Here is a 12,223-nt window from a genome sequence, read left to right on the forward strand (position 1 = left end):
CCTTACATCTTTGGTAAATAGATATGAAAAACAGTGCCTACCCCTATTTTACTATCAACCTCTATCCTGCCATTATGTTCTTTGATTATATTAAAGCTTACCATCAGTCCAAGTCCAGTTCCACGTTCTTTAGTCGTATAGAAAGGTTCACCTAGTTTCTTAATCTTATCTCTCGATATCCCGCTTCCTTGATCTCTTATTTCAATATGAATGAAGTCTTCCTCCGTTTCATGAATGGCGATCGTGATGACCCCTCCCTGTGTCATTACTTCAATGGCGTTCTTTATTATATTTATAAACACTTGCTTTAATTGGTTGGGTTCTGCGAAGATCGGCGGCAGCCCATCTTGATACAATTCATCATATTGGACGTTATGCATAGTGGCCTGCGCACTTAACAGCTCAACAGTGTCTTTCATGATTTTAATAAGGTTCGTTTCCTGATACTGCACAGCCTGTGGTTTAGCCAGTACAAGGAATTCTGTTATGATCGACTCGATCCTCTGAAGCTCGGACATAATGACATTAAAGTACATTTCATGATCTTTGCCGACACTATTTTCCAACAATTGAATAAAACCTTTCAATGCCGTCATCGGATTCCGTATTTCATGTGCGATGCCTGCTGCCAGCTCTCCTACCACACTTAACGTATCTGACTTTCTCAATTGTTCCTGCATCTCTATTTGTTCCGTGATGTCGCGGATAATTGTCAAATTGAGATTGGACAGTAAATTATATTTGGATGAGAGTTCGATATACTGGAACCTATCATCATGTGACCGGAAAGTTTTCAAAAAGCTTGATTGCCCCTCTTCTTTCAACTGTACCAAATATTCATGATATGCATCGTCTTCTGCTTTAATATCTAAGATTTCCCGCACATCTTTGCCGATTAAATGATCTTTGTCGAGATGCAATATTTTGCTTGCTTCCGGGTTTGCATCAACCACCACATAATTATGATTCGTCAGGAACAAACCATCCAAAGATCCTTCGAATATTTTCCGGAACCTTTCTTCACTTTCCCTCAGTTCCTTTTCCATTTGATACCGCTCACTTACATTTCTGAAAATCGTCATATTGTATCCATCTACGGAATGGAGCTTAGAAGTGAATTCCAAGTGCTTTAATTGATTATTGGGCATCAGGAACAGAACTTCATCTCTTACAGCACCGCTTTTATATAGATGCTCCATCACAAGATCAAACTTCTGACTTTCTAAAGGATAGACAAAGTCTTTTATCCTCTTAGATAAAAGTTCAGATAAGGAGCACTCAAAAATTTTGAGAGCCGAGGCATTTGCTTTTAAGACTCTCCCGTCTTGGTCCCACAGTACAATTGCATCGATCGCTTCTTCAAATAACCCTTTAAAGAGTTCTTCATTTCTTTTCACCTGAATTTCCATCTGCCTTTTTTCCGTCACATCCCTGAGGATTGCCATATGCAGCTTATGGTGAACAAAGGGACTTGTGGTAAATTCTACAATGGAAATGCCATTGTCCTTTTTTATTGGAATTTCTCCCCTGGCTTTTCTATTTTGCGAAAGCAGCTCTTTGATTTTATCGATTTTATAATGTGAATTTTCAGGAATAAACGAGCGTATGTTTCGTGTAATGATTTCCTTTTTATAAAGACCTACTTGCTTTGAGAACGCCTGGTTCACATCATTTATGTTTCCTTCGAGGTCGAAAAGGATGATTCCTTCTGAAGCGTTTTGAAAGATATTTGAAAGCAAGTGCACGTTGAGATGATCTTTTCTTTCATTCTCTTTGGATTTGGTCACATCTTTAAAGTACAGATAGGCATTAGTAGAAACGGCGGATTTTTTGAGTATCAACTCCACATGAATGATATTATCATCTTTCGTATTCATTAACGTCTCGTCTTCAAGCGACTTTCCCGACTCCATTACCTCTTTATAGTGAGCTACGATCGGGGATGGTACAGAAGAAAAAAATCTGCTGAACAACTGACCGGCCAATGATTCTGGTTCGATCTGTAATATTCTGCATGCTTGTTCATTCGCATGACAAATTTTCATCTCATCATTTATGACAACCATCGCCATTGGCGACGCTAAGCAAATTTCCCTATCAATAGGATGACATTCTTCCTTATATAACTGATTTTCCAACTTGCTGCTTTTAGTCATTTCTACATCCCCCTATTTAGTTAAAAGACGACTTTTGGCTTAACTAATATAACTTTCGAATAGTCTCAATTGTTTTTGGTGATAATTAACAATGAAATTCAGGTTTTACACGTTGTATCCTAGGGTAGAAATTTAATTAGCTAATACCTATGATAAAAAAAGACGGTGATGATGAATGAAACAACGTGAATCTTATTTTGACAATGCCAAATTTATTTTAATTTTTTTAGTGGTCTTCGGACACTTAATTCGTTCATATATAGAGAGTGATCCGGTTATTCTCTCTCTTTATAAAACGATCTACACATTTCATATGCCTGCTTTCATATTGGTGGCAGGACTGTTCGCAAAAGGCTTTTATAAAAAAGGCTATATTGGAAAACTCGCTAAAAAGCTGATTCTCCCTTATATCGTGTTCCAATTGATTTATACCATTTATTACTATTTCCTGTATGGCAAGTCAACTTTTGAGCTTGATCCGTTGAACCCTCATTGGTCATTATGGTTCCTGATCAGCCTGTTTTGCTGGAATGCACTGCTATACGTATTTATTAAATGGTTTAAATTCAAGCCGTTAATGGGCTTATCTGTAGCCTTTGCACTCGGTCTGTTGATTGGTTTTTTTGATGAAATCTCTACTTATTTAAGTTTATCAAGAACATTTGTATTCTTTCCGTTCTTCCTATTGGGCTACTATATGAAAAAAGAGCATTTTGAATACTTCAAAACAAGCAAAGCTCGTATATATGCAGGGATAATGTTTGTGCTCGTATTCTTAGGGATGTACTTCGTTCCGGAGTTTTCGGACAAATGGCTGCTTGGGTCAAAACCTTATGGAGATTTCGAATGGAATGATGTCATCAGCTTTGGGGTCAGGGCAATCGTCTATTCACTCAACATCATAATGATTTTCAGTTTCTACACTTTTGTACCCAGTAAAGAACAGTTCTTTACGAATTGGGGGAAAAACACACTTTACGTATACTTGCTTCACGGATTTATTATCCGATTGTTCAGGGAAAGTGAAATCAAAGATTCCATCGATCCGACATCAAGCCTGTTATTGCTGCTGGCGGTTTCGCTTGTATTAACGATAATTTTTTCAACGAAGCTTTTCACTTCCATTACCCAGCCGATCATTGAGCTGAAATCGACAAAACTTCAAAGGTTCCTCTCAAAAAGAGAAATGAAAACAAGGTAATAGCTAAAGCGGAGGGGCTTTTCTCAGAGGCGACAAGCATAAGTTGAATGGGCCGGGAAGGCGTTCTTTGCCTTCTTGGACCATTTAGCTTATGACCTCTAGGGACTAGCCGCCGCAGCTGGACTAACTTAATTATCTCTACACCATTAAAGGGCTGACCACATGAACATGGGTCAGTCCCTTTTTATTACTTATATGAGAGAACATTATAATACCTACACATATTGTCAATAATGATGTTTATACTTTATATAATTCGGAACTTTTCTCTTAATTCCTCCTTATTCAAACAATAAATTCGAATTACTTTTAGACAAATATTGAGCTTTTTCCCCACCTTAGTTAAAATGGGTAGAGCAGTTGTCAAAGCACTGAGGACTGTTAGGTGTCCTAGAGAGCAAGTAATAGCGAACGACATTCACTTTTGTGTATTTTTATGTAGTAAAAGAAGGAGTTATTATTAATGAAGAAAGTCGTATTGAGTACGTTAAATGCAAAATATATTCATACCAACCTTGCCATACGCTGCCTCAAAGCTTATATAGAGCCTGAATATGAGGCTGAGATGGCTGAATATACAATTAAAGATCCGATTCTCAACATTGCCACTGACCTATTTTCAAAGAAACCGGACATCATCGGATTCAGCTGTTATATCTGGAATATCGAAGAAACGATCAAAGTCGTACAGGTGCTGAGAAAAATCCTTCCTGAAGTGAAGATTGTACTTGGCGGTCCCGAAGTGACATATGATGTTCCATACTGGCTGGAACGGTTAAAAGGCAAAGTGGATTTCATTGTCATTGGAGAAGGTGAAGAAACCTTCAAGCAGCTCCTCGACCAGGTACACGGTAAGGAAGATTGGTCAAAGGTCCACGGTATTGCCTATTTAGAAGATGATAAGCCGGTCATCAAACCTCAGCAGAATAAAATTGATTTACGTGATGTACCTTCTCCATTCAGCTTCGAAGAAGATCTTCCTTATCTATCAAAGAGAGTGACATACATCGAAACGAGCAGAGGATGTCCATTTCGCTGCCAGTTCTGTCTTTCGTCGATAGAAGTAGGCGTTAGATACTTTGACCGTGAAAAGGTTAAGGATGATATCCGTTTCTTAATGAAGCACGGAGCAAAGACAATAAAGTTTGTTGACCGCACCTTTAACATCAGCCGAAGTTATGCAATGGAAATGTTCCAATTCCTTATTGACGATCATTTACCTGGGACTGTCTTTCAATTCGAAATCACGGCGGACATCATGAGACCGGAAGTCATCGAATTCCTCAATAAAGAAGCACCTCCAGGTTTATTCAGATTTGAAATAGGTGTTCAGTCGACCAATGATGAAACAAATGATCTGGTGATGAGGAAACAAAACTATAAAAAACTTACAAGAACTGTAACAATGGTAAAAGATGGCGGGAAAATCGATCAGCATTTAGACCTGATTGCAGGTCTTCCTGAAGAAGATTACCAATCTTTCCGAAAAACCTTTAATGATGTATTTGAACTGCGTCCTGAAGAGCTTCAGCTCGGGTTTTTAAAAATGCTTAGGGGAACCGGCTTGAGAATACGTGCCAATGACCACAAATACACGTATATGGATCATTCTCCTTACGAGATATTAGGAAATAACGTATTATCTTTCGATGATATCGTAAGAATCAAACAGGTTGAGGATGTGCTTGAAAAATATTGGAATGATCACAGGATGGATCGAACAGTAGAATACCTGGTAACAAATTGTTTCGAAACTCCTTTTGACTTCTTTCAACAGTTCGGCTCCTATTGGGAAGGGCGGGGATGGTCCAGAATCGGACACCAATTGGAAGACCTATTCAAAAGGCTCCAAGAATTCCTTTCTTCCCAGGATCGGCATGAGATGAATGTCATTGAAGGACTTATGAAGCTAGATTACTTGAGTAATCAGAGATACAAACCTAGAAAGCCTTGGTGGGAACATGAGATGACGAAGGAAGAGCGTTCACGAATCTATCAGGATCTTTTACTTTCCCCTCAAATTGCAGGAAATGATTTCTCGGAGTTAAACCTGTCAGAAAAGGAAATTTACAAACATACGTTACTCGAAACAATCGTTACAAAAGAAGGGCGCTATGAATATGTATTGGCCTACTTTGAACCTTCCACCGGCCAATCTACCCTCTTCTATTTCGAAAAGGAACATATGTCCAATTAAAAAAGTGCTTGAGCGGAATCCCGCTCAGCACTTTTTCTTATTTTCTTTCTGTTTTTTGTTGTCTTTCATTGAAGCTTCAATGAGCTTCGCTGCATTGACGTCTCCAAACTCTTGACCGAATTCTTCCCGTACTGTTGCCGTCTTGTTTTTCATCAACTTCTGCCCTTCATGCCTTTTGAAGAATTTCTGTTTTTACCCTTGCTTGCATCTTCACCATGGGTGTATTCTGCAGCAAATTCGGTTTCTTGTTTATTTTTCATGGGAGTTTTATTATTTTTTTCAGCAGCATTATGCTGTGCTTTTCGCTTTGCCATGTTTATCATCTCCTTTATATCATTACTTTTCCCACTTGTATTTAAGCTCATTCAGGAAACCTTTTCTGAATACGAACACATACAACTTTAAACGAATAAATGCACGCATTTACCAGAAACTATAAAAAAATAGAATGAGGAAATAAAATGATCATCGTTTTTTTATTCTTATATGCATTGGCAGGGTGGAAGTTCGGGGCATGGAAGGAGTTCCAATCTTTCTATCCGACATTACTATTTTTTATCATTGGGGATTTACTTTCCCAATTCCTGCTTTATGATTATTCGATGTGGGAATTCCAGCCTGCCGATCATCTTTCACAGACCTTAAACCTAAACCATACCATCATTGCTTTATTAAAAATGATGATTCAATATACAGCCACAGTGGCTATCTTTATTGGCAGGCTGCCGGAAACGCTTCTCAGGAGAATTCTGTGGGTCTTTTTCTGGACGGGTATTTTTGGGGCAACTGAGGGCTTATCTCATTACTATGGTATTATGACCTATCACCATGGCTGGCATTTCGGTTGGGATATCGCCTTTAATGTCATGATGTTTTCCATGCTCATCATCCATCACAAAAAACCGCTTTATGCCTGGGCTGCTTCCATTCCGGTCATTATAGGACTATGGATGATATTTAATGTGCCTTATACTGTATTAAAGTAAGTCTCTACTTGAACCGCTGGAATAATTTTAAACTAAATAAAAAAACGGTGTTGAAAAAATCAACACCGATTTTGTCATCCAATGATGACACGCTCTTTTGGATAATGATAGTTCGCTGCCTTTTCCTTGCCGCCGATCATAAACAGGAAGGACAGTATACCTACACGCCCGATGAACATCAGGATCATGATGACACATTTGCCTATCGTTGAAAGCTCTGAAGTAATCCCCAGGGATAATCCGGTCGTACCAAAGGCTGAAGCTACTTCAAAGATGATTTCTATTAATGAATGGCTTTCCGTCAATGTCAAGATAACTACAGATGTGAAACAAATAAGCGTTGCAACAATCGTTACTACAAGAGATTTAATGATATCTTGTTCATGGATTTCTCTCCTGAATATCTTAATTGTTTGATTCCCTCTTGAGAAATGGAAGAGGAATAAAAGGTTAAGGGCGAAAGTAGTCGTCCTTATACCGCCGCCGACCGAACTCGGGGATGCCCCTATAAACATCAACCCGCTCAGCACCAATAATGTTGATGTTGAGAATTCCGCCACATTCATCGTCGAAAGACCTCCACTTCTTGTAGAAGCAGATTGAAACAATGCATAAAAGAATGATTCATGCCAGACCATCCCGCTAAAGAAATGATTATATTCAAGTATGATGATCATTAATGTTCCAAACACTAATAAACATGCGAACGTCAAGGTCGTTATTTTCGTAAAGAGAGAGAAGTGATGCTTGCTTCTTTTACTATTCATCAAGAAGTCCTTTGTCTCAATAAGGACTGGAAATCCGATAGCTCCCATCGTGATCAGGATGATCGTAATGAATTGAACAAAATAATCATGTTTGAATGGAATAAGCGACTGTCCCGTTATGTCGAAACCTGCGTTGGTGGTGGCACTAACAGAGGCAAATAATCCATGAATCAATGCTTCCTGCCAGGTTGAATAATAACTCAAGAAATACACTCCGAGAGTAAGCCCTCCGATGATTTCAATAATGATGATCAGAAGAAGTATTTGCTTTAGCAAATTCACCAGTCCGGATAAGTTTGTCTGATTTTGATCTGTCATGATCAATTGACGTTCTTTTAGTCCGATTTTTTTTCCGACGAGCAGCCAAAAAAATGTTCCGACTGCCATGACGCCAATGCCCCCAAACTGAAGGACAAATATCAACAGGAAAACTCCGGTGGTGCTGAATGTATCAGCTGTACTCACCACAGTAAGTCCTGTGACGCTCACTGCACTTACCGAAGTAAATAATGCATCAATAAAATTCCAATCCACCCCGGGCTTGTGTGCCACCGGCAGACTTAATAATATCGTTGCCACCGTTACGGCAAGCAAATAATAGGTGACGATTACCTGAGCCGGTGTTAATTTATTTAGTTTAGAGCGAAATGTTAACCACATATGTACTTCCCTTTCAAAAACAATAATCAATTACCTTATCTATATTAAATAAAATGGGCATGGAAAGAAAGGAAAAAAGAAGGATTCCTATATTTTATTCTTTCTTTCATTATAAAAGCTTAAACCGCTTCACTAACAGCTGCCTGGTATCCAAATCAAATATTACCACTCATGAAGATATTTCATATACACATACTACTGTTACGGAAGCAATTAAGCTTCACGTTTTCTAAAAGGAGGATACTCACTATGGCTAGAAGCAGTAACAAATTATTAGTGCCTGGTGTCGAACAATATCTTGATCAAGTTAAATATGAAATTGCTCAAGAGTTCGGTGTTACACTTGGGTCAGACACTGTTTCCCGTTCTAACGGTTCAGTTGGAGGAGAAATAACAAAGCGACTTGTAAAGCAAGCTCAATCACAGCTTTCAGGCGGACAAACTAAATAATATGGCAAAGCTCAGCCGGCACTCGCCGGCTGGCTACAATTCTACATATATTGTAAAGCAAATGAAAGGCTCATTCGCTATTGAATGAGCCTTTCATTTTTTGCTTGAGTCAGTTTTATCAGTTGTTTTTCCCTTTGCTATCGCTGTCTCTTTTTTCTCCACTCTGATTATGATGACTGTTTCCGTGATTTTTATTCTCATGTGGATTTGGTTTGTCTCTTTTTCCATTATTCTTGTCGGGGCGATTATCTGATTGGTTATTATTGTTCTTTTTTTTATTTTGGTTATCCCCGCGATTATCTGGGGCACCTTGATTTTTTTGAGATGATGAGCTTCGCTCTGAAGCTTTATTCCCTTCGCTGCCTTTATTATCTATTGGTTTATTATGTCCATTTCCGTTACTTTTCGATTCAGCTTTATTACCTTGCTTTTGGTCATGTGCACCTTTGTTTAGTTCATCTTCAACATGTTGAGGCTTAGATTTATCTGTATTAGAAGCAGGACTGTCTGCCTTTTTCTCTTCAATAGGCTCCTTTGCAGTTTTTTCTGCTTTATCGCCATCTGGATTCACAATCAACTCTTTATCTTTCTTTTCTTTTAGAAGAGTACCTGCCGTTACACCTTTCTCTACAGCCTCTTCTCTAATATCTTCTGTTGTTTCCTTCATGATGATTTCTGCACTATGCTGATCGTTATATTGCTTAACAAACTCATTCAATTCCTTAAGTAAAGCTGAATGTGTTTGATTTTCTGACAAATCTGTAAAAGTGGAAGTAATCCATACATTTTGATCCTTTTTCAAATAGCCAAGTTTTTCACTCACCCGCAGGATTTCTTCCGCAACTTCACTTACATCTTCTTTTTTCCAATCCTCTAATTTCTCTATCAGCACTTCGCCATCTTCATTATACGGGGTTATGTCAATAACTTGCTGTTCTTTGTTTAGTGAAAGTTCAAGACTTGGATTAATGTCCACTGAAACGTAGGCATACGCTTTATTGCTCTGTAAGAAAGAACCTGAGAAAAGAGTAAGGATAAGCACCGCTGCTGTCAGTATTGAGGCAGCTGCCTTCCAATTCCTCTTCACCTTAACCTGACTGTTTTCTTTTATAGGATAGAAAGGAATTTCTTCACCAATCGTATAGCGCTGGTTTGCCGTTTTCTTTCCATTCATGAACTCTCCATCCGGCGTCATCATAATGAGTACATCACGTCTAATTTCCATAATGATCCCTTTTTTCATATATCTAACCGCCCTTTTAAGTAATCCTTTAAATACACATAATCACCAGCAATGATTAGAGAAATGGCAATGATGTATTTTCTATTTCTCTCAATTGTCTTTCTGCTCACATTCACCTGTTTTTCTAGTTTTTTTATAGGTAAACGTTTCTTTTCCATCAGGTAATTCATTAAGTCATTTGACGTGACGACTGTTCTTGCTATTTCGATTGCATTAAGTCTGGCATCTTCATGTTTTGGCGATTGCTCTACAAGATCGATAAATGACAGATTATAGTTAGAGAGCTGGGTTTGAAACTCGACGATCTCTTCTCTTCTTTTTAAACTGTCCTCCTGCTTTTCGTACTCCTCGACAGACACGACCTGTTCGATGGTCAAACTAGGTGAATCTTCTTCATCATCAATAAGGCTTCGATCAATACTAATATCCTGGAACTTCCCATTCTTACGGATGTAATCAATCACCTTTCGCTTGATGATCACTTCTGCAAAGCTGATTATGGAAGAACCACGGTCATTATTATATTTAAAAATGGCATCATGAAAAGCTATAAGACCGATGCTAAATTCATCATCGCTTTCATAAATATATCGCTTACAAACAGAAGAAACAGTTTTCTTGATGAATGGCTTATAATCATTGATTACCGTATTAAGCAGCTGCTCGTCACCCTGTTGAATGTCTTCAGCCAACTCTTCAAGTGATGGTTTCTTCTTTTTTTTCGTTAGTAATAATAGTAATAAATTTAGCATCAGTCTCACCCCATTCTGCAAACTATTATACTAATAAGCTGCCATTTTTCAATGGAAAATAGGAGGAAGGGGCCTCCTAAAACAGCTTTTCGCCCTCGATAGTTTCCACTAAGTATCCCTTAGTTTACTACAAGATGGTGAAAAGCGCCTTAGTTTTCCCCTTCAGACTGATGGTTTAATCGTATTCCCCCTGCAAGATGATTCATCCTTTTCTTTGCATCTGCAAAATTAGTTATTTCCGTTCCCTTTATGACCATTCCCTTTTTGTTGACCGTTCCCATTCCCATGACCGTCATTGTCATTCTTTTCTGTTTGGCTTTTATTTTCTTTGCGATCCTCTTTAGCTTGTTTTCTTTCTTCTTTCACAGCATCGCGTTGTTCTTTCGCTTCCTGCTTTCTTTCTTCACGCTGTTCTTTTGCTTGCTGTTGATTTGCTTTACGTTCTTCTTTCACTTCTTGTTTTTCCTCTTGAGGCTTAACTGGTACGGGTGCCGTTTCTGTTTCTTCTTCATCTTCAGCTGGCTTGCCTTCTGCAGGAGCTTCCTCAGTAGTTGTTTCTTCAGTTGGTGCTTCTGTTGTTTCTTCAGTTGCAGTGTCTGTTGTTTCTTCTTCAGGAATCTCTGTTACTTCCTCTTTTTCTTCCTCTTCTTTTGCCCATTTTTCTTCAAGTTTTGCAAGCTTTTCAGCTAATTTCGCATAACTCTTCTCAATGTTCTTTTGTAAAGCAGCTTTGGCTTTAGGGTTTTTCACTTTTTCCAACGCAGCGCTTAAAGCAATAATATTTTGAGACATAAGCTCTTTCATTTCTTCTGTTTCTTTGTCTTCGCTGGTATTTTCATCAGTGGTTTCTTCTGTATCAGCAGGCTCTTCAGTAGTAGTATCTTCTTCTGTTTCTGTAGTTTCATCCGCGTCTACATCTGTATCCGCATTTTCTTCAGTCGTTGTATCTTCTTCTGTAGTTCCTTCTTCAGGTGCAGCATCTTCCTCTGTACCTTCTTTGTTCTCATCATTGGACGAATCTTCTTCTGTTTCTTCATCGTCAGACCATTTATCTTCGAAAGAATTCATCATTTCAATTGCTTTGTTGATTGCTTCGATTGCTTCTTCCTCTTGTCCTGCTTGGAATAATGCTTCAGCTTCTGCTAAACGCTCTGCAGCGTATTCAGCAAGTAACTTTGCTTCCTTGCTGTCATCCATCGTGAATGCAAGCTTCACTTTTTCTAACGCAAGTTTTGCAAAGTAAAAGAAATCACCCGGCAATAATGATGGAGCTTCAGTAGATTCTTCTAATTTTTCGATTTCTTCTTTTACTGAGTCGATATTCGCCTCATCATTCACTTGCACGTTCGTAGTTGATTCTGTTTCTTTCTGATCGATATTTACAGTTTCAAAACTTTCACTATCCGAATTAGCAAAAGCAGAAGTTCCTGAAAATGTAACCGATCCTGCAAGCAGTACAGCAAGTGTAGATTTCATGATTTTTAATTGTTTTTGTTTTGTCATATGTAGCACCTCAAATTTTTTGTTGTAAGCGATCGCTCTATTACATGAATTACGTTGAGGTCATTTCTTTTTGGGGGGTAACTTTGAAAAATTATTTATTTTTCTGTAATTGGTTGGTTTGCCTATAATTGATCTTCTCTGTAAATCACCGCTGTTGATTTCCGTGCAAGACTTCGCTTTCCGCGGGCGGCCGGTGAGCCTCCTCGTCGCACTGCTCCTGCGGGTCAGAAAAGCGGAGGCGGCTTGCTCAGCCCCGACAAGCATAAGATGAATGGGCCGGGAAGGCGCCTTTTGCCTTCTTGGACCAT

General features: G+C 38.7%; 11 protein-coding genes. 4 read left to right on the forward strand and 7 right to left on the reverse strand.

The genetic code is table 11. The features are described from left to right. Nucleotides 1–2: 2 nt before the first annotated feature. The gene (locus AAEO50_RS17730) at nucleotides 3–2,156 is read right to left on the reverse strand and encodes a PAS domain S-box protein (RefSeq protein ID WP_341985654.1); all 2,154 of its coding nucleotides are present in this window, start codon (nucleotides 2,154–2,156) and stop codon (nucleotides 3–5) included. Between the two features lie 175 nt (nucleotides 2,157–2,331). Here AAEO50_RS17730 and AAEO50_RS17735 point away from each other — a divergent pair, with 175 nt between their 5' ends. Together AAEO50_RS17735 and AAEO50_RS17740 are read left to right on the forward strand one after the other, a co-directional pair. Beyond that, nucleotides 2,332–3,357 (forward strand): acyltransferase family protein, encoded by a 1,026-nt coding sequence (locus tag AAEO50_RS17735; RefSeq protein WP_341985655.1) that lies wholly within the window; start codon nucleotides 2,332–2,334, stop codon nucleotides 3,355–3,357. A gap of 463 nt (nucleotides 3,358–3,820) precedes the next feature. Beyond that, the gene (locus AAEO50_RS17740; RefSeq protein WP_341985656.1) at nucleotides 3,821–5,554 is read left to right on the forward strand and encodes a B12-binding domain-containing radical SAM protein; all 1,734 of its coding nucleotides are present in this window, start codon (nucleotides 3,821–3,823) and stop codon (nucleotides 5,552–5,554) included. A gap of 24 nt (nucleotides 5,555–5,578) precedes the next feature. Here AAEO50_RS17740 and AAEO50_RS17745 read toward each other — a convergent pair whose 3' ends face one another. After that, complete coding sequence (locus tag AAEO50_RS17745) at nucleotides 5,579–5,707, reverse strand: hypothetical protein (protein WP_341985657.1); 129 nt, start codon at nucleotides 5,705–5,707, stop codon at nucleotides 5,579–5,581. Then, nucleotides 5,707–5,868, reverse strand: a complete 162-nt coding sequence (locus AAEO50_RS17750; protein WP_341985658.1) for a hypothetical protein — start codon at nucleotides 5,866–5,868, stop codon at nucleotides 5,707–5,709. Before AAEO50_RS17750 ends, AAEO50_RS17745 begins: the two co-directional genes overlap by 1 nt. A 147-nt stretch (nucleotides 5,869–6,015) precedes the next feature. Between AAEO50_RS17750 and AAEO50_RS17755 the strand changes: the two genes are divergently transcribed. Next, nucleotides 6,016–6,540, forward strand: coding sequence for a hypothetical protein (locus AAEO50_RS17755; protein WP_341985659.1), 525 nt, complete (start codon nucleotides 6,016–6,018; stop codon nucleotides 6,538–6,540). 74 nt (nucleotides 6,541–6,614) lie between these two features. Here AAEO50_RS17755 and AAEO50_RS17760 read toward each other — a convergent pair whose 3' ends face one another. Then, nucleotides 6,615–7,967, reverse strand: coding sequence for a TrkH family potassium uptake protein (locus tag AAEO50_RS17760; RefSeq protein ID WP_341985660.1), 1,353 nt, complete (start codon nucleotides 7,965–7,967; stop codon nucleotides 6,615–6,617). A 249-nt stretch (nucleotides 7,968–8,216) separates the two neighbouring features. Here AAEO50_RS17760 and AAEO50_RS17765 point away from each other — a divergent pair, with 249 nt between their 5' ends. After that, the gene (locus AAEO50_RS17765) at nucleotides 8,217–8,417 is read left to right on the forward strand and encodes an alpha/beta-type small acid-soluble spore protein (RefSeq protein WP_032089084.1); all 201 of its coding nucleotides are present in this window, start codon (nucleotides 8,217–8,219) and stop codon (nucleotides 8,415–8,417) included. A gap of 118 nt (nucleotides 8,418–8,535) precedes the next feature. Here the strand turns inward: AAEO50_RS17765 and AAEO50_RS17770 are convergent, their stop codons facing one another. The 3 genes from AAEO50_RS17770 to AAEO50_RS17780 form a co-directional block, all read right to left on the reverse strand. After that, nucleotides 8,536–9,660, reverse strand: coding sequence for an anti-sigma factor domain-containing protein (locus AAEO50_RS17770; RefSeq protein ID WP_341985661.1), 1,125 nt, complete (start codon nucleotides 9,658–9,660; stop codon nucleotides 8,536–8,538). Beyond that, nucleotides 9,657–10,412, reverse strand: a complete 756-nt coding sequence (sigI, locus tag AAEO50_RS17775) for an RNA polymerase sigma factor SigI (RefSeq protein ID WP_341985662.1) — start codon at nucleotides 10,410–10,412, stop codon at nucleotides 9,657–9,659. The genes AAEO50_RS17770 and sigI overlap by 4 nt, the downstream gene beginning before the upstream one ends. A 228-nt stretch (nucleotides 10,413–10,640) precedes the next feature. Then, nucleotides 10,641–11,915 (reverse strand): DUF5667 domain-containing protein, encoded by a 1,275-nt coding sequence (locus tag AAEO50_RS17780; protein WP_341985663.1) that lies wholly within the window; start codon nucleotides 11,913–11,915, stop codon nucleotides 10,641–10,643. Between the last annotated feature and the right edge of the window lie 308 nt (nucleotides 11,916–12,223).

It is taken from the genome of Rossellomorea oryzaecorticis, assembly GCF_038405515.1.
GTDB lineage: Bacteria > Bacillota > Bacilli > Bacillales > Bacillaceae_B > Rossellomorea > Rossellomorea oryzaecorticis_A.